Origin of the sequence: Herbihabitans rhizosphaerae, assembly GCF_004216555.1 — a bacterium.
GTDB classification, from domain to species: domain Bacteria; phylum Actinomycetota; class Actinomycetes; order Mycobacteriales; family Pseudonocardiaceae; genus Herbihabitans; species Herbihabitans rhizosphaerae.
On record NZ_SGWQ01000002.1, the window covers coordinates 672,112 to 693,932 of the forward strand.

24 protein-coding genes are annotated in these 21,821 nt (G+C 68.4%); 13 read left to right on the forward strand and 11 right to left on the reverse strand.

Features of this window, described 5'->3' with window-relative positions; translation table 11 throughout:
• Positions 1-15 precede the first annotated feature (15 nt).
• Entirely contained in the window at positions 16-1,320 is a 1,305-nt protein-coding gene (locus EV193_RS08840) for a M20/M25/M40 family metallo-hydrolase (protein ID WP_130343493.1), read from the reverse strand.
• Positions 1,313-2,140 carry a M55 family metallopeptidase gene (locus EV193_RS08845; RefSeq protein ID WP_130343494.1) on the reverse strand — a complete coding sequence of 276 codons (828 nt, stop codon included), beginning with the start codon at positions 2,138-2,140 and terminating at the stop codon, positions 1,313-1,315. The genes EV193_RS08840 and EV193_RS08845 overlap by 8 nt, the downstream gene beginning before the upstream one ends.
• Before the next feature lie 71 nt (positions 2,141-2,211).
• On the opposite strand from EV193_RS08845, the gene EV193_RS08850 reads away from it, so the two are divergent.
• The 5 genes from EV193_RS08850 (at position 2,212) to EV193_RS08870 (ending at position 9,189) form a co-directional block, all read left to right on the forward strand.
• The gene (locus EV193_RS08850; RefSeq protein WP_130343495.1) at positions 2,212-4,131 is read left to right on the forward strand and encodes an ABC transporter substrate-binding protein; all 1,920 of its coding nucleotides are present in this window, start codon (positions 2,212-2,214) and stop codon (positions 4,129-4,131) included.
• A 12-nt stretch (positions 4,132-4,143) separates the two neighbouring features.
• Positions 4,144-5,184, forward strand: a complete 1,041-nt coding sequence (locus EV193_RS08855) for an ABC transporter permease (protein ID WP_423202149.1) — start codon at positions 4,144-4,146, stop codon at positions 5,182-5,184.
• Positions 5,181-6,092, forward strand: coding sequence for an ABC transporter permease (locus EV193_RS08860; protein ID WP_130343496.1), 912 nt, complete (start codon positions 5,181-5,183; stop codon positions 6,090-6,092). Before EV193_RS08855 ends, EV193_RS08860 begins: the two co-directional genes overlap by 4 nt.
• Entirely contained in the window at positions 6,092-7,744 is a 1,653-nt protein-coding gene (locus EV193_RS08865) for a dipeptide ABC transporter ATP-binding protein (RefSeq protein ID WP_130343497.1), read from the forward strand. The genes EV193_RS08860 and EV193_RS08865 overlap by 1 nt, the downstream gene beginning before the upstream one ends.
• Positions 7,745-8,016: 272 nt before the next feature.
• Positions 8,017-9,189 (forward strand): HNH endonuclease signature motif containing protein, encoded by a 1,173-nt coding sequence (locus EV193_RS08870; protein ID WP_130343498.1) that lies wholly within the window; start codon positions 8,017-8,019, stop codon positions 9,187-9,189.
• A gap of 195 nt (positions 9,190-9,384) precedes the next feature.
• Here the strand turns inward: EV193_RS08870 and EV193_RS33210 are convergent, their stop codons facing one another.
• Complete coding sequence (locus EV193_RS33210) at positions 9,385-9,543, reverse strand: hypothetical protein (protein ID WP_165401290.1); 159 nt, start codon at positions 9,541-9,543, stop codon at positions 9,385-9,387.
• A 9-nt stretch (positions 9,544-9,552) separates the two neighbouring features.
• A complete protein-coding gene (locus tag EV193_RS34415; RefSeq protein ID WP_278044168.1) occupies positions 9,553-9,675 on the reverse strand; it encodes a hypothetical protein in 123 nt (40 codons plus the stop codon).
• A 109-nt stretch (positions 9,676-9,784) separates the two neighbouring features.
• Here EV193_RS34415 and mptB point away from each other — a divergent pair, with 109 nt between their 5' ends.
• Entirely contained in the window at positions 9,785-11,359 is a 1,575-nt protein-coding gene (mptB, locus tag EV193_RS08875; RefSeq protein ID WP_130343499.1) for a polyprenol phosphomannose-dependent alpha 1,6 mannosyltransferase MptB, read from the forward strand.
• Here the strand turns inward: mptB and EV193_RS08880 are convergent.
• From EV193_RS08880 to EV193_RS08890, 3 genes are read right to left on the reverse strand one after another with little or no spacing between them, the layout of a single operon-like run.
• Entirely contained in the window at positions 11,356-11,862 is a 507-nt protein-coding gene (locus EV193_RS08880; protein WP_207222557.1) for an MFS transporter, read from the reverse strand. The two genes, mptB and EV193_RS08880, sit on opposite strands and share 4 nt — an antisense overlap.
• 51 nt (positions 11,863-11,913) lie before the next feature.
• Complete coding sequence (locus EV193_RS08885; protein ID WP_130343500.1) at positions 11,914-12,825, reverse strand: S66 peptidase family protein; 912 nt, start codon at positions 12,823-12,825, stop codon at positions 11,914-11,916.
• A complete protein-coding gene (locus EV193_RS08890) occupies positions 12,822-14,738 on the reverse strand; it encodes a S9 family peptidase (protein WP_130343501.1) in 1,917 nt (638 codons plus the stop codon). The genes EV193_RS08885 and EV193_RS08890 overlap by 4 nt, the downstream gene beginning before the upstream one ends.
• 114 nt (positions 14,739-14,852) lie before the next feature.
• Between EV193_RS08890 and EV193_RS08895 the strand changes: the two genes are divergently transcribed.
• The 4 genes from EV193_RS08895 (at position 14,853) to EV193_RS08910 (ending at position 17,362) form a co-directional block, all read left to right on the forward strand.
• On the forward strand, positions 14,853-15,428 hold the full coding sequence (locus EV193_RS08895; RefSeq protein WP_130343502.1) for a DUF3090 domain-containing protein: 576 nt from the start codon (positions 14,853-14,855) through the stop codon (positions 15,426-15,428).
• Between the two features lies 1 nt (position 15,429).
• Complete coding sequence (locus EV193_RS08900) at positions 15,430-16,224, forward strand: SCO1664 family protein (protein WP_479723863.1); 795 nt, start codon at positions 15,430-15,432, stop codon at positions 16,222-16,224.
• Positions 16,225-16,314: 90 nt separating this feature from the next.
• Positions 16,315-17,217 (forward strand): helix-turn-helix domain-containing protein, encoded by a 903-nt coding sequence (locus EV193_RS08905; protein WP_130343504.1) that lies wholly within the window; start codon positions 16,315-16,317, stop codon positions 17,215-17,217.
• Positions 17,171-17,362: a DUF397 domain-containing protein gene (locus tag EV193_RS08910; RefSeq protein ID WP_130343505.1), complete on the forward strand. Its 192-nt coding sequence runs from the start codon at positions 17,171-17,173 to the stop codon at positions 17,360-17,362. Before EV193_RS08905 ends, EV193_RS08910 begins: the two co-directional genes overlap by 47 nt.
• Here EV193_RS08910 and EV193_RS34420 read toward each other — a convergent pair.
• A complete protein-coding gene (locus tag EV193_RS34420) occupies positions 17,342-17,470 on the reverse strand; it encodes a hypothetical protein (RefSeq protein ID WP_278044169.1) in 129 nt (42 codons plus the stop codon). The genes EV193_RS08910 and EV193_RS34420 overlap by 21 nt on opposite strands.
• 59 nt (positions 17,471-17,529) lie before the next feature.
• Between EV193_RS34420 and EV193_RS08915 the strand changes: the two genes are divergently transcribed.
• The 3 genes from EV193_RS08915 to EV193_RS08925 all read left to right on the forward strand — a co-directional run bounded on the left by EV193_RS08915 (position 17,530) and on the right by EV193_RS08925 (position 20,297).
• Complete coding sequence (locus EV193_RS08915) at positions 17,530-18,186, forward strand: alpha/beta fold hydrolase (RefSeq protein WP_130343506.1); 657 nt, start codon at positions 17,530-17,532, stop codon at positions 18,184-18,186.
• Between the two features lie 67 nt (positions 18,187-18,253).
• Positions 18,254-19,306: a MerR family transcriptional regulator gene (locus EV193_RS08920; RefSeq protein WP_242613225.1), complete on the forward strand. Its 1,053-nt coding sequence runs from the start codon at positions 18,254-18,256 to the stop codon at positions 19,304-19,306.
• Positions 19,307-19,340: 34 nt separating this feature from the next.
• Complete coding sequence (locus EV193_RS08925) at positions 19,341-20,297, forward strand: MBL fold metallo-hydrolase (protein WP_130343508.1); 957 nt, start codon at positions 19,341-19,343, stop codon at positions 20,295-20,297.
• 12 nt (positions 20,298-20,309) lie between these two features.
• Here the strand turns inward: EV193_RS08925 and EV193_RS08930 are convergent, their stop codons facing one another.
• From EV193_RS08930 to EV193_RS08940, 3 genes are all read right to left on the reverse strand, one after another.
• Positions 20,310-20,666, reverse strand: coding sequence for an SH3 domain-containing protein (locus tag EV193_RS08930; protein WP_130343509.1), 357 nt, complete (start codon positions 20,664-20,666; stop codon positions 20,310-20,312).
• A 102-nt stretch (positions 20,667-20,768) separates the two neighbouring features.
• Positions 20,769-21,119: a hypothetical protein gene (locus EV193_RS08935; protein WP_130343510.1), complete on the reverse strand. Its 351-nt coding sequence runs from the start codon at positions 21,117-21,119 to the stop codon at positions 20,769-20,771.
• Positions 21,120-21,336: 217 nt separating this feature from the next.
• Positions 21,337-21,801, reverse strand: coding sequence for a MarR family winged helix-turn-helix transcriptional regulator (locus EV193_RS08940; protein WP_130343511.1), 465 nt, complete (start codon positions 21,799-21,801; stop codon positions 21,337-21,339).
• Positions 21,802-21,821: the final 20 nt, after the last annotated feature.

Sequence of the window (21,821 nt, forward strand, 5' to 3'; positions counted from 1 at the left end):
GGCGGCGAGAACTCATCACACCCGGCTCAGGAAATGGTCCAGCACCTCGACGCCGAACCGCAGCCCGTCGACCGGCACCCGCTCGTCCACGCCGTGTGCCATCGCCCGGTAGTCGAACCCGACCGGGAGCCGCAGCGGCGCGAACCCGTAGCACTGGATCCCGAGTCGGGAGAACGCCTTCGCGTCGGTGCCGCCACCGAGGCAGTACGGCACCACGATCGCCTCGGAATCGTTGGCGCGCAACGCATCCGCCATCGCGTCGAACCACGGCGAATCGATCGGCGCGTGCACGGCGGGGGAGCGGTGCAGGAACTCGCGGGTGATCTTCGGCCCGAGCAGTGAGTCCACTGTGGACAGGAACTCGTCCTCGCTGCCGGGCAGCGTGCGGCCGTCCACGTGCGCGTGCGCGACGCTCGGGATCACGTTCACCCGATTGCCCGCGGACAGCACGGTCGGGGTGGTGCTGCTGCGCACCGTGGACTCGACGATCTTCGCCGCCGGGCCGAGCCGCGCCAGTGTTCCGTCCACATCGGACAGATCCACCTCGACGCCCAGTGCCGCGCCGGCGCGCTCCAGGAACGCCTGCGTGGCGGAGAACAGCCGCACCGGCCAGTCGTGCGCGGCCAGCCGGGACAACGCGTCGACCAGGGTGCGCACGGCGTTGTCGTCGTTGCGACGGGAGGCGTGGCCGGCCCGTCCGGTCGCGGTCAGCCGCAGCGACGACGTGCCGCGCTCCGCGGTCCCGACGGGGTAGAGGCGCACGGGCTCGCCGGACGCCGAGGTGGCGTGGTAGCTGTACCCGCCGGACTCGCTGATCGCCGCCGCGCAACCGTCGAACAGCTCCGGGTGCTCCTCGGCCAGCCACGCTGCGCCGTAGTGCCCGCCGGTCTCCTCGTCGGCGACGAACGCCAGCACGATGTCGCGGCGCGGCCGCCGACCGTCCAGCGCCCAGCGGCGCAGCACGGCGAGCAGCATCGCGCACATGTCCTTCATGTCCACCGCGCCACGCCCCCACACGTAGCCGTCCGCGATCTCACCGGCGAACGGCGACACCGACCACAGCTCCGGGTCGGCCGGCACGACGTCCAGGTGCGCGTGCACGAGCAACGGGTCCAGCGTCGGGTCGCTGCCCGGCACTCGCGCCACGACATTGGTGCGCCCCGGCTCGCGTTCGTAGGACCGCGGGGCGAGCCCGGCGGCGGTCAGGTGATCGGTGACGAACTCCGCCGCCGCCGCTTCTCCGCGCGCCTCGCCGACGGCGAAGTTGGTGGTGTCGAAGCGGATCAGCTCCGCGAGCAACTGCTCGACCGACTCAGCCATATTCCTCGACCACCGCCCCGCCCGCGATCGCCGTCACGATCTTGAACGCCTTCATCGCCTCGGTCATCGACTCCGCGTCGAACCCGATCCTGCGCGTGTCGACCAGTTCCACGGTGGGGATCACCGCGGCGGCGTGCGCCAGATGGGTGGCGTCGAACTCGACCTCGATCCGGTGCGGCGCGACGGATTTCGCCACCCGGCCGGCGATGGCCATGGCTGCCTTCGACGCGTCGGCGATCTGCTTGGCGGTGACCGAGGGCGGTGCGCAGATCGCCGCGTACCGGCTCACGCATTCCTTCACGGCGACCCGCTCGGCGGTCGGCGCGTACTCGGTGGCGTCGGCGCAGGTGCGGTCGTCGCCGGTCACCACGAGTACCGGGACACCGTGCTCGGCGGCCAGCGCCGCGTTGAGCCGTCCTTCGCTGGCCGGCACGCCGTCCAGGAACACACCGGTGATCGAGTTCTCCAGATAGGTGTGGGCGAGCACGCCGTCCTCGCCGGCGCCCGCGTGATATCCGAGAAGCACCACACCGTCCACTTCGGACTCGATACCCTGCATCATGGACAACGGCTTGTGGCGCCCGGTCAGCATCCGTGCGCGCGGGTCGAGCTGCTCGAGCAGCAGGTTCCGTTGCGACGAATGCGCTTCGTTCACCAGTACGCCGGTCGCCCCGCCATCGAACAGCCCGGCGACGCACGCGTTCACGTCGCCGGTGAAGATCGGGCGGAACCGATGCCACTGCTCCGTTCCGGGAATGACGTCGGACGCGTGGGTGACGCCGGTGGCGCCTTCCATGTCCGCAGAGATCAGGATTCGCACACCGCTAACGTTACGGCTTGGCATGATCTGTCGACAGTCGTTGACACTCCCCACTGGCAAATGGTTATTTCTTGGCACCTTCGAGGCTGGAAGAGGTGGTGCGCGTGGTCGCCACGGGTAAACAGGGACGCAAGCGGAGTCGGAGAGGCCCCGCGATCGGCGTGGTCGCCGCGGCGCTGGGCATGGCGATGCTGCCCGCTGTGGCGGTGCCTGACGTGGCGCCGGTCGCGAAGGCCGAGCAGCCGCAGGGCAAGGTCCTGCGTGTCGCGGTCACGCAGGACATCAAGAAGCTGAACCCGTTCCAGGGGACCTCGCTGGTGGACACTCAGGTCGGCCGGCTCATGTACGAGTTCCTGGTCATCCCGAACGCCACCGATTCCACGCCGGAGGGTGCTCTCGCGGAGAGCTGGACGCCGTCGCAGGACGGCAAGACGTGGACGTTCAAGATGCGCAAGGGCGTCCAGTGGTCCGACGGGCAGCCGATCACCGCCAAGGACGTCGAGTTCACCTACAACCAGATCATGACCAACCCGGGGGCCAAGGACGCCAACGAGGTCGCGGTGGCCAGCTTCGAGTCGGTGAAGGCGACCGACCCGGAGACCGTGGAGATCAGGACCAAGTTCGTCAACGTCGCGGTGATCGGCAGCGTCGGCGAGATCCCGATCGTCCCGGAGCACGTGTGGCGGGACAAGGTCGCCGGGATCAAGGACTTCAAGAACGAGCAGACGCCCGTCGTCGGCAGCGGGCCGTACGTGCTGTCCGGCGTCGAGTCGGGTCGCTCGGTCACCCTCAAGGCCAACGACAAGTTCTGGCGCGGCCGGCCCAAGGTCGACACGCTGCAGATGGTCAAGTACGAGAACACCGAGGCGGCCAGCCAGGCGCTGATCAAGGGCGACGCCGACCTGGTGTACAACCTGACGCCGGCCCAGTACCGCACGCTGGAGAAGACCTCGGGAATCAAGGCCAGCGCCGGCCGCAACCGCCGGTTCACCGAGATCATCATGCACACCGGCGCCAAGAAGGCGGACGGCAGCACCTGGGGCACCGGCAACCCGGTGCTCGCCGACGTCGAGTTCCGCAAGGCGCTCGACCACGCGGTGAACCGCAAGACGCTGATCGAGAAGGTCTTCGGCGGATACGCGGAGGAGGCCACGCAGCTCATCCCGCCGGTGTACCCGGACTGGACGTTCAAGCTGTCCGACGACAAGAAGCGCAACTTCGACATCGGCAAGGCGAACTCGATCCTGGACGCGGCCGGTTACCGCAAGGGTGACGGCGGGGCGCGGCTGGACAAGCAGGGCAAGCCGATCACGCTACGGCTGCTGAGCCGCAACGACCGCGCCGAGCAGGCGCAGATGGCCGAGTACGTCAAGGAGTGGTTCGGTCAGCTCGGCGTCACCGTCGACCACAAGAGCATCGCGTCCAGCCAGCTCAACGACGACACCACGTCGGGCAACTTCGACCTGTCGTTCTCCGGCTGGAGCGTCGGGCCCGACCCGGACAACATGCTGGGTCAGCAGCTCTGCAAGCTGGTCGGCACGGAGTTGGGTGACACCAACATCTGCAACCCCGAGTACGACCGGCTCTTCGCGCAGCAGCAGGCGGAGTTGAACAAGGACAAGCGCAAGGAGACCGTCCAGCGGATGCAGCAGATGCTGTACGACAACGTGTCCGCGATCATGCTCAGCTACGACAAACTCCTCGAGGCGTACCGGTCCGACCGGTTCACCACGTTCGTGACGCAGCCGCAGAACGGCGGCATCATCAACAACCAGAGCGGTTACTGGGGCTACTACGGCGCCACGCCGGTGGGCGAGACCCCGCCGGCTGGTGCGCCGAAGGCGGCTGAGCAGACGAACTCCGACAGCGACAGCTCGGGGCTGGGCACCGGCGGCTGGGCGGCGATCATCATCGGCGCCGTCGTGGTGCTCGGTGGTCTCGGCCTGCTGGGCGCTCGGCGCAAGCGCGTCTCAGCGGACGACAGGGAGTAGGGCTTGGCGGACATACCGGCCACGACCGAGCCGGCCGCGGAGGCATTCGGAGGGCGTCGGGCACGAGGTGGCGGGCAGAGCACCGTCCGCTACCTCGCCACCAAGCTCGGTGGCGGCGCGATCAGTCTCGCGCTCGTCGCCGTGCTCGGCTTCTTCCTATTCCGCGCCATGCCCGGAAACCCGGTGCGCTCCGTGATCGAGGGACGCGGGTCCGCTTCCTACGAGGAGATCAAGCGGATCAAGGCCGAGTGGAAGATGGACGAGCCGCTGTGGACCCAGTTCGTCGACTACATGGGCGACCTGCTGCGCGGTGATCTCGGCACCTCGATCAAGTACCGCGCGCCGGTCGCCGAGCTGATCGGCGAGCGGTTCTGGTGGACGATCCTGTTGACCGGCACCGCATTGCTGCTCGCCGTGGCGCTCGGCCTGTTGCTGGGCTCGCGGGCGGCGTGGCGGCACGGCAGCCGGTTCGACCGCTGGTCCACCGGCACCGCGCTGGTGCTCTGGTCGGTGCCGACGTTCTGGCTCGGCCTGATCATGCTCGTGGTGTTCTCGGTCGGGCTCGACCTGTTCCCGACGGCGGGCATGACCACACCGGGCGGCGTGTCCGGCGGCTGGTTCGCCGAACTCCTGGACGTGTTGCACCACCTGGCCCTGCCGGCGATCACGATGACCGCGGTGATCTACGCGCAGTACCTGATGGTGATGCGCTCCTCGCTGCTGGAGGAGATGAACGCGGACTACCTGACCACCGCGCGCGCCAAGGGCCTGCGGGACAACCTGGTGCGCCGCCGGCACGCGGTGCCCAACGCGCTGCTGCCCACGATCACGATCATCTTCCTGCACATGGGGCTGGTCGTGTCCGGCGCGGTGACCGTGGAGAAGGTGTTCTCCTGGCAGGGGCTCGGGCTGCTCACCTACGAGGCGATCGGTGTGCCGGACTACCCGCTGCTGCAGGGCACGCTGATCGTACTGGCGGCCGCGGTGATCGTGATGAATCTGCTCGCCGACGTGATCTATCGGTTCGTCGATCCCCGGGTGAGGTCGGCATGACGACAAACCAGAGTCCCCGAAACAGTCCCAGAGCCGTCGCCTGGACGCGGCGGCGTGCCGCGCTCGGCAAGGTGTGGCGGGAGTTCGCGGCCAACAAGTCCGGCCTGTTCGGCCTCGCCGCGCTGGTGGTGATCGTTCTGGTGGCGGTGACCGTGCCGCTGTGGCTGGACCGGGAGGTCCTGTCGGTCACCAGGGCCACCGGCGAGATCCTGGCCCCGCCGGCCGGCGACTTCTGGCTGGGCACCGACCACGCCGGGCGCTCGGTACTGGCGCTGACCTTGTGGGGCGCGCGGATCTCGTTGCTGGTCGGCATTTCCGCGGCGATCCTGTCGGTCGCGATCGGCACCATCGTCGGCATGCTCAGCGCGCACTTCCGCGGCTGGACCGCCGCCGTGCTGATGCGGGTGACCGACTTCTTCCTGGTGCTGCCGGCGCTGGTGCTGGCGATCGTGTTGTCCACCATGCTCGAACGGGGCGTCGGCACGATCATCCTCGCGATCGGCGTGACCTCGTGGCCGTCCACCGCGCGACTGGTGCGCGCGCAGACGCTGACCATCGAGACCCGCCCGTACATCGAGCGGGCGCACGCACTCGGTGGCGGTCACATGCACGTGCTCAGCAAGCACGTGCTGCCCGCCGTGCTGCCGCTGGTGCTGGCGAACACCACGCTCGCCGTGGGCAGCGCGATCATCTCCGAGTCGACGCTGGCGTTCCTCGGACTGGGTGACGCGAGCACCGTGTCGTGGGGCGGGATGCTCAAGTCCGCGCTGGACACCGGCGCGGTGACCGCGGGCGCGTGGTGGTACCTGCTGCCGCCCGGATTCGCGATCGTGCTGATCGTCCTCGCGTTCACGCTGTGCGGCCGCGCGTTGGAGACAGTGTTGAACCCGAACCTGCGAGAGCGCTGATGAGCCAACCACTGCTGGAGTTCCGCGACGTCTCGGTGCACTACCGGGCCCGGGCCGCCGACACCACCGCCGAGGAGATCCACGCCGTGCGCGGGGTGAGCCTGTCGTTGGCGGCGGGGGAGAAGCTCGGACTGGCCGGCGAGTCGGGGTGCGGAAAGTCGACCCTGGCGATGTCGGTGCTGCGCCTGCTGCCGAAGTCGGCGCGGCTCGAGGGCGAGATCCTGCTGGACGGCGAGGACATCTCCACGATGAGCTGGGGGCGGCTGCGCGCGGTGCGCTGGGCGGCCGGCTCGGTGGTGTTCCAGGGTGCGATGAACGCGCTGAACCCGGTGCACCGCATCGGCGACCAGATCGCCGAGCCGATCAGGCTGCACGGATCGCTCGGCTCGTCGCCGTCCACGTCGGCGGTCGATCGCAGGGTCGCCGAGTTGCTCGAACAGGTGGAGCTGCCGGTCGAGCGGGCGCGGGCGTACCCGCACGAGCTGTCCGGCGGGCAGAAGCAGCGCGTCATGATCGCGATGGCGCTGGCCTGCGAGCCGAAGCTGATCATCGCCGACGAGCCGACGACGGCGCTGGACGTGGTGGTGCAGGCTCAGGTTCTCGACCTGATGACTCGGCTGGTCGAGGAGCGTGGGATCGGTCTGGTGATGATCAGCCACGACCTCGCGGTGCTGGCGTCGACGTGTGAGCGGCTGGCCGTGATGTACCAGGGCGAGTTGGTCGAGCAGGGTGAGTCGGCCGCGGTGATCGCTCGTCCGGAACACGCGCATACCAAGGCGCTGGCGGCGGCGTTTCCGACCGTGGGCGATCCGGTGTATCGGTACGCGCCGGCGACGTCGAGTCCGCTCGGGCTGCCGGAGGCACCGTCCACTTCGGACGATGAGCCGGCGGAACCGTTGCTGCGCACGGAGGATCTTCGTGTGACGTTCGGTGGGACGCACGCTGTCGCCGGAGTCGATCTGTCGGTGGCGCCGGGGGAGATCGTGGCGCTGGTGGGGCAGTCGGGGTCGGGGAAGACGACGCTCGCGCGGGCGGTGTTGGGGTTGCAGCGGCCGACGTCCGGCTCCGTGTACTTCGAAGGGGAGCGGGTGCCCCGGTCGGCTTCGGGGTTGAAGGCGTATCGGCGGCAGGTGCAGTTGGTGTTGCAGGATCCGACGAGTGCGCTGAATCCGCGGCACTCGGTTTACGAAGCGGTGGCTGAGGGGCTGCGGATTCACAAGGTGCCGGGGGATGAGCGGGAGCACGTGGCGGCGGCGCTGGAGGCGGCGGAGTTGCGGCCGGCTGATCGATACATGTCGGTGTTGCCGCACGAGTTGTCGGGTGGGCAGCGGCAGCGGGTGGTGATCGCCGGGGCGTTGGCTTTGGAGCCTCGGTTGTTGGTGGCGGATGAGCCGGTGGCGTCGCTGGATGCTTCGGTGCGGGGGGAGATTCTGGCGTTGCTGTTGCGGTTGCGGGCGAGGTTGGGGTTGGCCGCGCTGGTGATTACTCACGATTTGGGGTTGGCGTGGAATATCGCTGATCGGGTGGCGGTGATGTTTCGCGGTGAACTGGTTGAGGTCGGCGCTGTCGACTCTGTTTTGCGATCGCCGTCGCATTCGTATACGCAATCGTTGTTGGATGCTTTGCCTAGTGCGAGCGTTTTGGGGCGTTGATCGGCGTTGGGGCTTGGGGTGATCGGCGGCGCGGTATTGTGCGGGCCGATTCTCACAAGTCAAGGGCGCCTTCGGCGTCGGCTTCGCCGACTCGGCCCTGGGGGGCCGAGCCCTGGACTTGTGAGCCTCGATCGGCCCTAACGGCTGGCGCTACGGGCAGGCTCCGCCTGCCTTTTGCCCGTACCGCGCCGCCTCTGGAACGGTGATCGACCAGCGGGTTTCACCTGGTCGAGTGACGCTTTCCGGGGTCGCGATCCGGTAGGCTCGAACACATGTTCGACACGACGATGGCGCGGCTGCTCGACGCGCTCGCTGACACCGAGCGGGTGAAGGCACGCGCGGAGGCGGAGCAGATGCGCATCCTCACCGAGATTCGGCAATTGCGGGCCGGCACCCATCTTGAAGAATTCACTGCCGATGAAGTTGCCGCACACATGCGGTGGTCCACCCGCACCGCGCAAAACCGGATCGATGATGCGATGTCGATTGTGACACGCCTGCCCGGGACATTGGCAGCCCTGGAACAGGGTGCCATCGACCGGATCAAAGCCGCCGCGATCAACAATGCGACGGCGACACTGTCACCCGAGCACGCTGGCACGGTGGAAACCCGGGTACTCGGGAAAGCCTCCGAGCAGGTGGTGTCCACCCTGCGCGGCCACCTCCGGGGTGAGGTGGCCGCGATCGACCCCGACGGCGCACAACGCCGGCATCGGGAACGTGCCCAGGGGCGGAAGGTGTGGGTGGTCGCCGAAGAGGACGGCATGGCCACCCTCTCCTGCTACACCACCGCCGCAGCAGCCGAAGCCTGCTACCGCCGAATCATGGAGTTGGCGCGCAAGGCGAAGACCGAGGGTGATGAGCGCACCGAGCCCCAGCGGCAGGCCGACGTGTTCCAGGACGCCTTGTGCGGCAAGGATTTTGAGCACGTGCAGGTGGTGTTGACGTTGACCGGCTCAGCGGAGGAGCCGTCGGTGGTCGAGTTGGACGGGCACGGACCGCTCACCCCAGACGCCGCCACCGACCTGCTGTCGCAAGCGACGGTGATCCGCAAAGTCGCGACCACACCCACCAAGAACAACAAGCCACTCAACCGGAAAGCCCGGTGTTACCGGCCGCCACCGGATCTGGTCGAGCATGTGCGGTCACGCGACAAAACCTGCCGCTTCCCGGGCTGTCACCGCAAAGCCGAACGTTGCGACCTCGACCACACCATCCCCTTCCACCAACACGGTGACACCGTGCCCGAAAACCTGGGACCACTATGCCGGCACCACCATCGGTTGAAACAACAACAAGGCTGGACACTCCTGCAACCCGAACCGGGCGTGTTCGTGTGGCGAACCCCCACCGGCACCACCATCACCATCGAACCCGACCACGCACAACGACAACAACCCGACCCCGTACCAAGTCCTGGTGGTAGCGATGACCCACCTAACTAACCCAACCACCCACGAAACGGGCGTGCCCCGCTTCTCGGTGGCAAGCCGGTCGCCGGAACACCCCCACAACGACCAACCCGCAACCGGCGACCGGCGCGGCAGCACCCCACCCACCCGGCAAGCTCCACAACAGAGACAAGCCGGCCCTCGTCCAAGCCCCCTCAGTGCACCAGCCGATCGATCAGCCTCCCAAGCTCACCCGCAACCGATCCTCGACGCCTCGACACTCGTGTCACCGTCGCGAAACACCTCCGCGTCGAACGAGCCGCTCCGCGTGTCCACGATGGACAACGCACCCTCGGCCACCGCCCGCAGCCCGTCCACCACGGCAAGCCCGCGCACCACGCCCGGCATGTCGACCAATCACAGGCGCTCGCGCTCGTCCCACAACACAGTCAACTCCGCTGTCCGACCGGTCCGGAACAGCTCCGCCGGCCCGAACCGCACGATCGGCTCCGCGCGCGCCACCACGCCGTCGAGATCCACGCCGCGAGGCTAGCCATGACCTACCCTCTCCGCGTACCGCAACGCCCTCAACCGCCACACGGTCACCACTCCCATGACGACAAATCGCCCTGTGTAATCTCGATACGCCATGCCGACCACCCCTTCCTCGGCGTCCGACAGCGACGCATCGACGGACACCGCTCCCGACGGCGCGACAGCCCAAGCCGCAGCGCCGGTCGCTCCCTCGACACCGGCCGATCCGGCCCCCACAAAGCCGTTCCCGTACCGCACGACGATCCTGGGACTGGTCGGCTCCCTGATGATCCTGCTCGGCGGGCTCGGAGCGGCCGGCATCCTGGTCCACGACCCGATACTCGGCAACGGCCCGCTCTCCTGGCTGCGCTACGGCCACGGGCAGATGCTCGCCACCGGCGTTCTCTACCTGGGCTTCGGCTTCGTGGTGTGGGCCTGGGTACGTATGGGCCGGTACGTCCTCGCGGGCGACGTGGACACCCGATCGGTGCTGATCGCGGCGGGCTGCTGGATCGCGCCGCTGATCATCGCACCGCCGGTGTTCACCAGGGACGTCTTCTCCTACCTCGGCCAGGGCACGCTCCCGCTGTACGGCTACGACCCGTACGAGGTCGGGCCGATCGTGCTGGATCTGCCGGCCGTCGTGCAGAACGTGCACGAGTTCTGGCAGACCACCCCGGCGCCGTACGGGCCGATGTTCATCCTGGTCGCCAAGGCCGTCGCCTGGATCTCCGGCAGCAACATGATCCTCGGCGTCATCCTGATGCGGCTGGCCATGTCCACCGGCATCGTGCTGGTGCTGATCTCGCTGCCCGGCCTGGTGCGCCACCTCGGCGGCAAGCTCTCGGTCGCGACCTGGCTCGCGATCGCCAGTCCGATGACGGTCGTGCACCTCATCGGTGGCCCGCACAACGACTCGCTGATGCTCGGCTTCCTGGCCGCCGGCACACTTCTGGTGCTCAATCGCCACCACGTGCTCGGCATCGCCCTGGTGACGGCCGCGATGGGGGTCAAGCCCACCGCCGCGCTCGCGCTGCCGTTCCTCATCTGGGTGTGGGCGGGCCACCTCAAGTCCACCCAGTGGCGCAACTTCGCCCGCGCCATGGTCCTTGGCGTGTCGACCTTCGTGGTCACCTTCGGGGCGATCACTCTGGTCGCCGGTGTGAACTTGGGCTGGCTTCCCGCGCTGCGCGCGCCCGCGATGATCGTCAACTGGCTCTCGTTGCCGACCGCGGTGGGGGAGTTCTTCTACTGGTTGACCGACTTCGTGGTCGACGTCGACAAGACCCCGTTCATCGTGGTCACCCGCATCATCGGCGCCCTGCTGTTCTTCTACATCGCGATCCGGCAGTGGTGGGCGGCCCGGCACGGCGGCGTCGAAGCGGTGCGCCGCATGACGCTCGTACTGTTCGCCATCGCCGTGCTGTCGCCGGCGACGCTGCCGTGGTATCTCACCTGGGGCCTGGTGATCGCCGCCGCGATGCCATGGCAGCCACGGCAACTCGTCTATGTGGTCACCGGCTCGGTCTTCCTGGTGCTGGTGTACTCGCCGGCGGGGGAGGACCTGCTCTACAACTGGCCGTTCATCATCAGCGCGATCGGCGTGAGCCTCCTCGCGGGGCAGTCGCTGCGCAAGGCGGATCCGCTGCGGCTGTTCAGCGTCGGCAAGCAGCCGTCACCGTCCCCTTAGGACAGTCCACTGTGGACGGTGGGCGTCACGCGGGTCCGTTGCGCCCACCGAACGGCCGGCCCCGTCGCCGCACCGGCCACCAGGAACAGTCCACCGAGGACGAACCAGCCCGGTGTTCCCCAGGACACGATCAGACTGGTCAACAGCAGCGGCCCGAGCATCCTGGCGATCGCCGTACTCATGCCGAAGAAGCCCTGGCAGGCAACCAGCGCCGACGTGTCGGCCGAGGACACCGCGAACACCGCGCACGCGGCCAGCATCACGAGTCCGGACAGGCGCACGTAGCGCGCCGCCGAGTCGAGCCCACGCACCCCGCGTGCCACGCGTACCTGGAACAGCACCACGCTCAGCGTGTTCGACACGAGCAGCGTGGACACGGCCCAGCGAGGCGCGTCGGTCCGCTCCACGATCCACAGCGGCAGCACGAGGCTGAGCAGCGGCATGTACAGCAGCGTGATCGAGTTCAGCAGCGTGATCACCGCGTACGGGCGATCACGCAGCACGGCAAGCCTGGGCGCGCCGTCGGTGGTGGCGGGCGCCGGCGGGCACGATCTTCACGTGAGCGCCGGCTCCTCGATGACGAGCGTGCCCTCGTCCGCGTTCAGTTCCGCCATGACGCCGAGCGGCACGGTCAGCGCGTCCTCACAGTGGCCGAACCCCAGCTCCCACACGGTCGGCATTCCCAGGCTCGCCAACAGATCCGCCATCACCGCGTACACGGCGTCCGGATCGCCGCACTTCCGCCACGACCCGAGCGCGATGCCGGACACCCCGGTGAAGAACCCCGTGCGCTGCAACTGCGTGATGTACCCGTCGAGCCGGTACGGGCTCTCGGTGATGTCCTCCAGGAGCACGATCGCGTCGTCCGGAGGCGGCGGCGAACTGCCCACGGTCGCCGCGAGCAGGCTCAGGTTCCCGCCGACCGTGATGCCCCGCGCCACGCCGTGCTCCATCGTGGCCGCCTTCGGCCCGGACAGGCGCAACACCGTCTCCGGCTCGAACAACGTCGACCGCAGGTGCGTGAGTGCCTCGCCGGTGAAGCTCTCGGTCGCGGCCATCGGCCCGAACAGGGTGCTCACGCCGAGGTTGTCGCCGATCGCCTGATGCAGGACTGTCACGTCGCTCGACCCGACGAACACCTTCGGACCCGCCGCGGCCATCGCGTCCCAGTCGAGCAGGTCCACCATCCGCAGACAGCCGTACCCGCCCCGGACGCAGAACACCGCCTCCACGTCCGGGTCGCACCAGGCGCGCTCCAGGTCGGCGGCGCGCGCCGAGTCCGTGCCGGCCAGGTAGCGGAGCTTCGGGTGCCGTTCGCGCACGTGCTCGCCGACACGGACGTCGAGGCCCCATTCGCGGAGCACGGCCAGACCGGTGTCCAACAGGTGTTCCGGCGCGGGCCCGGCCGGCGCGACCACGGCCACCCGACTGCCCTCGCGCAGCCGGGGCGGACGAATACGCTTCACAACGCCAGATCCAACACCGGTACTCCGGGTGGCGTGAACCCGAATACCTGTCCGTAGAACGACAGCTCCGCCTCCAGCGTGCGCTCGATGGTCTTGGCGCGCCTGAACCCGTGCTGCTCGCCCTCGAACGTAAGGTACGCGTGCGGGATGCCGGTACCGTCCAGCGCTGCCACGAACCGGTCCGCCTGCTCCGGCGGGCACACCTCGTCCTCGAGCCCCTGCAGCAGGAGCACCGGCCCGGCCAGCTTGTCGATGTGGTTGATCGGGGAGCGTTCGGCGTACCGGTCCGCGTGCTCGGGCAGCGTGCCGACCAGGTTCTCGATGTAGCGCGACTCGAAGTCGTGCGTCTCGCCGCCCGCTCCGGTCCACCCGGTGAGGTCCAGGATCGGGTACATGATCGTGCCGCACCGGTAGGTCCGCACGGTGGTCATCGACGCGGCCGACGTCCAGCCGCCCGCACTGCCGCCGCGCACCGCCAGCCGCTCGCCGTCCGCGGTGCCCTCCTCGGCCAGCGCCTCCGCCACCGACGCGCAGTCCTGCACGTCGACCACGCCCCACTCGCCGATGAGCAACTCGCGGAACGCGCGCCCGTAGCCGGACGATCCGCCGTAGTTCACCGCGACCACGCCCAGCCCACGGCTGGTGAAGTACGCGATCCTCGGATCGAGTGCCCGGCTGGACGCGCCGGTCGGGCCGCCGTGCACGTGCACCAGGTACGGCGGGAGTTCGCCGTCCGGGCCGGCGAACTCCGGGTTGGTCGGCGGGTACACGTAGGCCGGAATCGACCGCCCGTTCTCACCCGTGAACCAGCGCTTCTCCGGCACCGGCAGGTACGCCTCGTCCGGGATGCGCTCCGGCGCCTCGGTCAGCGTGGTCAGCTCGCCAGTCGACAGGTCCAGCCGCACGACCGCCGAGGACTGGCGCGGCCCGGCCGCCACCGACACGATCACGCCGTCCCGCGCGACCAGGTTCGGCGTCCACAGTGGATAGTCGTTGTCCACCTCGGTGATCGTGCCGGTGCGCTCGTCCAGTACGGACAGCGCGCCGGACACCAGCACGGCGTGCCGCCCGCCGCCGAGCGGGGCGAACCAGTGCCAGCCGAGCTTCCACATCGGCCCGCCGAGGTCGTCCTCGATCGTCGCCAGGTTCCGCGCCTGGCCGTCGAGCGTCACCCGGTGCAGGTTCCACCAGCCGTCCGGGTCGGTCATCGCGAGCAGCGCGTCGTCGGACTCCCACTCGAACTGGCACACCGACTCGCGTTCGCCACCGGCGATCACGCGGTGCTCGCCGAACGTGCCGTCGTCGTTGATCGGCGCGACGCACAGCTCGGCTGAGTCCCACGGCATGTCCGGGTGATTCCAGCCGATCCACGCGGCGTGCCGGCCGTCCGGGCTCGGCCGGGGCGCGGTGAGGAAGTGGTGGCTCGCGGTCAGCACGCGCGGCTCGCCGCCGGCGGCCGGGAGCGCCACGAGATCGCGGCGCACGTCGGTCGGGCGATCGCCGGTGATCGTCTCGCGGACACACCACACCTCGTCGCCGGTGGCGCGCAGATCGCCGTAGCGCAGGCCGTGCTCGCGCTGTGGCTCGGCGCTGATCGGCACCGGCTCGCCGCCCGGTTCGGCCAGGTAGACACGCTGGTCGTGCCAGTTGGTGAACGCCACGCGCCCGTCGTCGAGCACCGTGAACGGGCGACCGCCGTACTCGTGCACGCGGTTGCGCACGTTCCACCGGTCGTCGATCACCTCGACTCCGTCACGCAACAGGGCGACCCGCCCGGACTCGTGCGGGCGGCTCTCCGCCCACCACACGTGACCGTCGTGCAGGTCCGTCCACTCGGGACTCGTACCGGCCGCCGCTGCGTCGGCCGCGCTGATGGGGGACGTCCAGGTCCCGTATGCCGCGATGTTGACCACAAATGGACCCTATCCATCCGGGCCAACGAGAAACACGCGCCGGAAGCAGGAAGAATCGCGGCGAAGGGGACGTTTTCGCTCTGCAGGGGCATGTGCCCTAGGGTCGGAGGTGCCATGGCTCGCGTAATCCACGTCTTTCGTCAACCCGACCGGTTCGTCGCGGGAACCGTCGGGGAACCCGGCGACCGCACGTTCTACCTGCAGGCCTCCGAGGAGGTCCGCACGATCAGTGTGTCGCTGGAGAAACAGCAGGTCTCCGTGCTGGCCGACCGGATCGGGTCGCTGCTCGAAGAGGTACACCGGCGCTTCGGCGCCGAGGTGCCGGAGGAGACACCCGAGGAGGAAGTCGACACCGAACCGCTCCAGGTGCCCCTCGAGGAGGAGTTCCGCGTCGGCACGATGGGGCTGGGCTGGGACTCCGAATCGCACGCGATCGTGATCGAGTTGCTGGCGGTCACCGAGGGCGAGGTCGACGAGTCGGTCGTGCTCGACGACACCGAGGAGGGCCCGGACGCGGTGCGGGTGTTCCTCACGCCGTCCGAGGCGCGCGCGTTCGCCGAGCGGGCCGACCGGGTGCTCAACGCCGGCCGCAAGCCGTGCCCGCTGTGTGCCGAGCCGCTCGATCCGGACGGTCACGTCTGTCCACGTCAGAATGGCTACCGCCGGCCGAGTGACGAGCCAGAGGCCTGAGGTGCGGCCGACCGACCCCGCGGCCGTCGAGCTGATCACGCACGGGACGATCGACGTCGAAGGACGGCTCGTCGACGCGTCCAACGCCACCCTGTTCGGCGGGATCTCGCTGGACGGTCTCGAGGCCAAGTGCGTGTACAAGCCGATCAACGGCGAGCGCCCGCTGTGGGACTTCCCGGACGGCACGCTGGCCGGGCGCGAGGTCGCGTCGTACCTGATCTCCGAGGCGTCCGGCGCGGGGCTGATCCCGCCGACCGTGCACCGCGAGGGGCCGTTCGGGGCCGGCATGGTGCAACTCTGGGTGGACACCAAGGAAGGCGACGATCTGGTCGACGTCACCGCGCCGTCGGACGTGCCGCCGGGGTGGAAGGCCGTGCTGCACGCGATGGACCGGTTCGGCGAGCCCGCCGTGCTCGCACACTCGGACAATCCCGGGGTGGCGCTGATGGCCGCGCTGGACGTCGTGCTCAACAACGCCGACCGCAAGGGCGGCCACGTGCTGCACGCGACCGACGGTGGCGTGTACGGCGTGGACCATGGCATCTGCCTGCACACGGAGAACAAGCTGCGCACGGTGCTGTGGGGCTGGATGGGCGAGGCTCTGCCGGCCGAGGCGGTGGACATGTTGCGCGCTCTGCTCGACGCGCTGGCTGGTGATCTCGGCGAGCAACTGCACGAGCACCTGACCCGGCGCGAGGTCCGCGCACTGGTCGAGCGGACCGAGAACCTGTTGCGGGACAACGCTTTTCCGGAGCCCAGCTCCGAGTGGCGCGCGATCCCATGGCCAGCGTTCTGACTGGACCACGGGTAACCCGCTGCCCCTTTGGAGTGGAACCACGCGCGCAATCCCGTGTTCGCGGCTGCTCTCTCAGTAGCGTCGACAGACATGAGCGAGAGAGAAATCGCGGCCCGGGATCGTGCGGTCGGTGCCGAGTTGCGGCGGTGGCGTGAGCACGCCGGCTTCGAAGCGAGGGACCTGGCCCGTGCGCTGAACTGCTCGCCCAGCAAGGTGTCCCACATGGAGCGCGGCACCAGAGGAGTGTCCGAAGTGGACGCTGCCAGGTACCTGGGGCACTGCCGCCCGCCACACCAGCACATCGACGAGATCCTGGAGTTCTTCCACGAGCACAGCGGCTACTGGGTCCAACACCACGGCATCGAACTCGCGGACTCACTGCGCAGCCTCATCGCATTGGAGACAACGGCGAGTGCGATCGTGTGCTACGAGTTCGGCGTGGTTCCCGGCTTGTTGCAGACGGAGGACTACACGCGCGCGCTGGCCATCGAGAGTGGCCTCACGCCTGAGAAGGCCGAGTCTTGCGTGGTCGTGCGCCGCCAGCGACAGGCGCTGCTCGCGCGACGGATGCCTCCGTGGAGCACCTTCTTCATCCACGAGAACGCCTTGCGAATGGCCGTTGGCAGTCGCGCGGCCATGAACGAGCAGCTTCTCCACCTTGTGTTCACCGGCTCACGGCAACGAGTCCAGATCCGTGTCGTGCCGACATCGAGCAGTGCGCATTCGGGCCTACGCGGCCCGTTTCAGTCGATGGCGTACCGCATCGGCCATCCAGTCGTATGTCTGGACAGCGAAGTGGTCACTGTCCTCGTCGACCGCTCCGAAGCTGTGAAGCGGTACCGATCCATTACCCGTCATCTTGAGACGGTTGCTCTGAACGAGGGACAATCGCGGTCGTGGCTTGCCCAGATGGCAAGCGAGTACGAGCGACCGCGAGAGGCACCTGATGAGCACGTCGACGCTGGATGTCCGCTGGCGCAGGAGCAGCTATAGCCAGGGAGATGCGACCAGCTCCAACTGCGTCGAGGTGGCACATCCTGGCGCCGCGGTGTCCGTCAGGGACTCGAAGAACGCTGACGGCGAGATCATCTCGGTATCGCCGCGCGCGTGGGCACGCCTAATGCGTCAGCTCGGATAGTCCGCGCCGCAGGCCGTGCCGGTCCGCGAGGCGCCGCGCGATGGTCGACTTGCCGGCACCGCTGCCGCCACCGATCCGGTAGACGTGCCGCAGCCGCTCAGCCAGCACTGTTCCGCTCAGAGTGAAAGTGAATCGACGGCACACCGATCGAGGCTAGCTTCGATTGCATGGTGCTCGCATTCAGAGAAACCGGCCCGGCCGACGGGCATCCAGTGGTGCTGCTGCACGCGTTGGGCGGCTCCGGCGCGGACTGGGAGGAGTTCACAGAAACCCTTGTAGCACAAGGCTTACGGGTGATCGCGGCGGACTTGCCGGGCCACGGTGCCAGTTACCGGGCGGCCCGCTACACCGTCGGCGGGATCGCCGACGACGTGGTGGAGCTGATCGACTCGTTGAGCCTCGACGCGTTCGACCTGGTCGGTCACTCGCTGGCCGGGCGGGTCGCGCCCGTGGTCGCCGCGCGGCTGGGCGACCGGGTGCGGCACCTGGTGATCGAGGACGCGATGGGTCCGCCGGACGAGCCGGTGCACGTCGAGATCTCGGCGCCTCCGGACGAGGAGCTGGACTTCGACTGGCACGCGGTCGAGCAGCTCTTTCCCTTACTGCGCATGCCCGATCCCGAGTGGTGGTCCGCGCTGGAGAAGATCACCGCGCGCACGTTGGTGCTCGACGGCGGCCCCACCACCACGATGGATCGCGCGCTCGTGCTCAAGGTCGGCGAGGCGATCCCGGGCGCGAAAGTGATCACCATCGACGCGGGCCATCATATTCACGAGACCAAGCCGGACGAGTTCACCGAGGCGGTGATGCCGTTCTTGAGTTGACCTTGTCCCTGGGGGAGACCTCAGGGTGGGTGTGGCCGGGCACCGTGCTCGGCATGGGGAGGTTTCAGTGCTGACGATCGGCGCGTTCGCGCGGGCGTCCCGCCTGTCGCAGAAGGCCTTGCGGCTCTACGACGAGCTGGGGTTGCTCAAGCCAGCGACCGTGGACCCGGTGTCCGGCTACCGCCGGTACGCACCGGAGCAACTCGAGCGCGCGCGGCTGGTCGCCTGGCTGCGGCATCTCGGCATGCCACTGGCCCGCATCCAGCAGGTGTGTGATCTCGACGCCGCGCAGGCGGCCGACGAGGTGCGCGCCTACTGGGTACAGGTCGAGGTGGACACCGCCGAACGGCGAAAGCTGGCCGCCTTCCTCATCGAGCAGCTGTCCAGAAAGGACGCTCCCATGACCGGTGAGGCACCGACACTCGACATCCGCTTCGCGATGCGCACCGATCGCGGCCTCGTGCGGGAGTCCAACCAGGACTCCGGCTACGCGGGCGCCCGGCTGCTCGCGGTGGCCGACGGCTTCGGCGCGCACGGCGAACCGGCCAGCGCCGTGGCCATCGACGCGTTGAAACCGCTCGACAGCGCGCTGCCGGCCGGCGACCTGCTCAACGCGCTGTCCGACGCGGTCGACCGGGCCGGCGCGGCGGTCGGCGACTGCGTGGCCGACGGCACGAGCGGGACGACGCTGACAGCGATGGTCTGGTCCGGCTCACAGCTCGGCCTGGTGCACGTGGGCGACTCGCGGGTCTACCTGATGCGCGACGGCGAGCTGTTCCGGTTCACCCACGACCACACGATCGTGCAGTCGTTGATCGACGAGGGGCGGCTGACCGAGGAGGAGGCGGAGACGCACCCGCAACGGGCGATCCTGGCGCGGGCGCTGCACGGCGAGGCGGTCCAGCCGCACCTGGAGCTGCGGGACGCGCGGGCCGGTGATCGCTACCTGCTGTGCTCGGACGGGCTGTACGGCGTGGTCCACACCGACGAGCTGCGCATGGTGCTGACCACGAAGCCCGACCCGGAGCAGGCCGTGCGGCACCCGGTCGAGTTGGCCAACTCCAAGGGCGGCCCGGACAACGTGACCTGCGTGGTCGCCGATCTCGTGGCGGCCACATGACGCGTTCTCAGCAAACGGGTGGCACATTGGAGACATGCTGACTGGATCGAACTCGAAGAGGGGCGCGCGGCGGGTGTGGCCTCGGTCGTTCTCCGACCGGCTGACCGCACCGCTGCCGCGGCCGGCCGACATGGTCCGGATCATGCGCGAGGGCGGGTTCCGCGGGTCCACAGTGGACGCGGACCGGATTCCCGTGCTGCGCAACGGTTTGGCGCCCGTTCCGACCGGAACGACGGCGCTCACCTGGGTCGGCCACGCCACGTACCTGATCCGGATGGGCGGCGCGTGCGTGCTGGCCGACCCGGTGTGGTCGGACAAGATCCCCGGCGTGCCGCGCCGGCTCACTCCGCCCGGCGTCGCCTGGTCCGAACTGCCCAAGGTGGACGCGGTGGTGATCAGTCACAACCACTACGACCACCTGGACGCGCCGACGATCAAGCGGCTGCCGAGGAACACGCCCGTGCTGGTGCCCGCCGGGCTGGGCGAGTGGTTCACCCGCCGCGGGTTCACCGACGTGACCGAACTGGACTGGTGGGAGTCCGCCGAGGTGGCAGGCCTGCGGTTCGACTTCGTGCCGGCCCACCACTGGAGCCGGCGCGGCGTGCGCGACACCTGCCGCAGCCTGTGGGGCGGCTGGGTGATCACCGACGACCCCGGCTTCCGGGTGTTCCACGCGGGTGACACCGGCTACGGCCACTGGTTCGGCGAGATCGGCGAGCGCTACCCGGACATCGACGTCGCGATGCTGCCGATCGGGGCGTACGCGCCGCGCTGGTTCATGAAGTCGGTGCACATGGATCCGGACGAGGCGGTCAAAGCACTCGACGACCTGGGCGCACAACGGCTGGCCAGCATGCACTGGGGCACGTTCGTGCTCACCCAGGAGCCGGTGATCGAACCGCTCGACCGGATCCGTGAGGTGTGGGCGGCCCGCGGCAAGGATCAAGCGGACCTGTGGGATCTCGCCGTGGGGGAGACCCGCTGCCTCTGATGTCGGGTTGTCTCAGCAGTGGGCGTTGACGGCGGCCAAGAACTTGGAACCGGACCATCGGTGCGGACCGAGCTCACGGAATCCCACGGTCACCGTCGTCGAGGCGCGCACGATCTGTCCCTGTTTGAGGAATCCGACTATCTTGGCGTTGTTGTTCGGCGCTTCGCGGATCCTGAGCGATGCCGTGGTCACCTTGTAGCAGGCAGTCGCGCCCCTTGGTACCGCCGCCACTTCATGCACACCAGGAACCTCACGCGTTTGGGTCGCCGCGGACATGTGCGATACCTCCGGAGTCGCGGCCGCGGGGAGAGCGAATAGTCCGGCTCCACCGATGGTCAGCAGTGCGACAGCGGCAAGTTTCGTTTTCATCGTCGTTATCCTTCCCCTCATTGGTATTAGACAGAGTGTCCCGGCAGGGTTTCTGCCGGAACACTCGTCTCTATGCTCGTGGTCCCGCCGTGAATGGTCAGATCACACGATCTTCAAACCAGGTACCGGTTGGTTGTTCGCGCCACCCTTGATGTACACGACGCTGACCCACACTTTCTTGTGGCCATTGTCGTCGTCGGTCAGCGCCCACCAGGTGTTCTCGTACGCGCCCACCTTGACCCGAACCTTCGTGTTCGACTGGTGGTAAAAGTAGTTGCGACCAGCTTTCAATCGCCCCACCCGCCGGCCGCCCGGCTTGTCATAGCTCGGCGCTTCCGCCCACGTCACCTTCCACGTCACCCCAGGCGGCGCAAGGGTTTCCGCGAAGGACTCCATGGCGTCGTCTTCGAGTTCCTCCGCTGGCACGACAATCTCGTCAACGGCACTGCTCACGGTTGATCAGCCTCCCCGTAGATAAAACAGCTTCACATAAGTGCGACTGTTATCGACGTTCCGCCAATCACTATCCCCGCGCCTGTATCGGAAAGCCAGGGTGGTCACCGTGTCGTGTCCGGGCCTCACTCACATAGTCTCGCGATTGCGCAATCGGTGACGTCTTACTCGTTCTTTCGTCCACCAAGAGAGGTAGCGCCCATTCGGCGCCAAGCCGCTATCCGGGCAGCGACGGGTCACCGCCGACATTGGCGATCATGCGCCGCAGCACGCCGAGCGTCCGCGCGTACTCCTCGTCGGTGACGCCGGCGTGGATCTCCGCACGCACCCGCTTGATGTCGACCATGGTGCGCGCACGTCCAGCGCGCCCCTGCTCGGTGAGGTGCAGCAGGCCGTCGGAGGACACGGAGATCCAGCGACGGTCGATCAGGTCCTCGATCACCTGGTCGACGGACTCACGGTCGCCGATCGTGGGGGTGACGAACGGCCGGACCAAGTCGCCGAGCCCGATCCGCGTGATGCGGCCGTCGTTGCGGGACAGCATGTTCAGGGCCATCCAGTGGCGCTGGGTGTTGCCGAACCGGGCGTGGGCCGCGTTGATGTGCCGAATAATGGCCTCGTGGGCGAGGCCGGTCCAGTAGCCGATGGGCTGCTTGGCCAGCTCAGCCGTGGTCTCGTTCATGATTCGCACGCTAGAACTTC

What these genes read in the sequence shown, in the direction of transcription:
- EV193_RS08930 (WP_130343509.1), bottom strand. Translation starts at nt 20,666, where the DNA reads ATGAAAACGAAACTTGCCGCTGTCGCACTGCTGACCATCGGTGGAGCC.
- EV193_RS08870 (WP_130343498.1), top strand. Translation starts at nt 8,017, where the DNA reads ATGTTCGACACGACGATGGCGCGGCTGCTCGACGCGCTCGCTGACACC.
- EV193_RS33210 (WP_165401290.1), bottom strand. Translation starts at nt 9,543, where the DNA reads ATGCCGGGCGTGGTGCGCGGGCTTGCCGTGGTGGACGGGCTGCGGGCG.
- EV193_RS08925 (WP_130343508.1), top strand. Translation starts at nt 19,341, where the DNA reads ATGCTGACTGGATCGAACTCGAAGAGGGGCGCGCGGCGGGTGTGGCCT.
- mptB (WP_130343499.1), top strand. Translation starts at nt 9,785, where the DNA reads ATGCCGACCACCCCTTCCTCGGCGTCCGACAGCGACGCATCGACGGAC.
- EV193_RS08910 (WP_130343505.1), top strand. Translation starts at nt 17,171, where the DNA reads ATGAGCACGTCGACGCTGGATGTCCGCTGGCGCAGGAGCAGCTATAGC.
- EV193_RS08840 (WP_130343493.1), bottom strand. Translation starts at nt 1,320, where the DNA reads ATGGCTGAGTCGGTCGAGCAGTTGCTCGCGGAGCTGATCCGCTTCGAC.
- EV193_RS08895 (WP_130343502.1), top strand. Translation starts at nt 14,853, where the DNA reads ATGGCTCGCGTAATCCACGTCTTTCGTCAACCCGACCGGTTCGTCGCG.
- EV193_RS08940 (WP_130343511.1), bottom strand. Translation starts at nt 21,801, where the DNA reads ATGAACGAGACCACGGCTGAGCTGGCCAAGCAGCCCATCGGCTACTGG.
- EV193_RS08915 (WP_130343506.1), top strand. Translation starts at nt 17,530, where the DNA reads ATGGTGCTCGCATTCAGAGAAACCGGCCCGGCCGACGGGCATCCAGTG.
- EV193_RS08865 (WP_130343497.1), top strand. Translation starts at nt 6,092, where the DNA reads ATGAGCCAACCACTGCTGGAGTTCCGCGACGTCTCGGTGCACTACCGG.
- EV193_RS08905 (WP_130343504.1), top strand. Translation starts at nt 16,315, where the DNA reads ATGAGCGAGAGAGAAATCGCGGCCCGGGATCGTGCGGTCGGTGCCGAG.
- EV193_RS08860 (WP_130343496.1), top strand. Translation starts at nt 5,181, where the DNA reads ATGACGACAAACCAGAGTCCCCGAAACAGTCCCAGAGCCGTCGCCTGG.